Raw genomic sequence first — 464 nt, forward strand, 5'->3', positions numbered from 1 at the left:
CTTTTTTGCGGGAGTGGCGAAATTGGTAGACGCACCAGATTTAGGTTCTGGCGCCGCAAGGTGTGCGAGTTCAAGTCTCGCCTCCCGCACCATTCACCCGTAAGCGTTGCACGGATGGGGTATCGCCAAGCGGTAAGGCACCGGTTTTTGATACCGGCATTCCCTGGTTCGAATCCAGGTACCCCAGCCACTTTTCTTCGATATAGCGGTTCACCGCAACGGTCATTGGGGTATCGCCAAGCGGTAAGGCACCGGTTTTTGATACCGGCATTCCCTGGTTCGAATCCAGGTACCCCAGCCACGAAGAATATGATAGTATTTGGCTACGTAGCTCAGCTGGTTAGAGCACATCACTCATAATGATGGGGTCACAGGTTCGAATCCCGTCGTAGCCACCATATTAAGGGCGTATCGATTTAATTCGGTAAATCCAAAAAATTGTTGGGGTATCGCCAAGCGGTAAG

The 464-nt window shown here is 51.7% G+C and carries 4 tRNA genes; all 4 read left to right on the forward strand.

Annotation, left to right across the window (positions count from 1 at the left end):
* Window positions 1-7 precede the first annotated feature (7 nt).
* The 4 genes from FDW95_RS05640 to FDW95_RS05655 all read left to right on the forward strand — a co-directional run bounded on the left by FDW95_RS05640 (window position 8) and on the right by FDW95_RS05655 (window position 398).
* Window positions 8-92, forward strand: a tRNA-Leu gene (locus tag FDW95_RS05640).
* A 23-nt stretch (window positions 93-115) separates the two neighbouring features.
* Window positions 116-190 (forward strand) — tRNA-Gln (locus FDW95_RS05645).
* 36 nt (window positions 191-226) lie between these two features.
* A tRNA-Gln gene (locus FDW95_RS05650) sits at window positions 227-301 on the forward strand.
* A gap of 20 nt (window positions 302-321) precedes the next feature.
* Window positions 322-398 (forward strand) — tRNA-Met (locus FDW95_RS05655).
* Window positions 399-464: the final 66 nt, after the last annotated feature.

Origin of the sequence: Citrobacter sp. wls718 (genome assembly GCF_005280945.1) — a bacterium.
GTDB classification, from domain to species: domain Bacteria; phylum Pseudomonadota; class Gammaproteobacteria; order Enterobacterales; family Enterobacteriaceae; genus Citrobacter; species Citrobacter gillenii.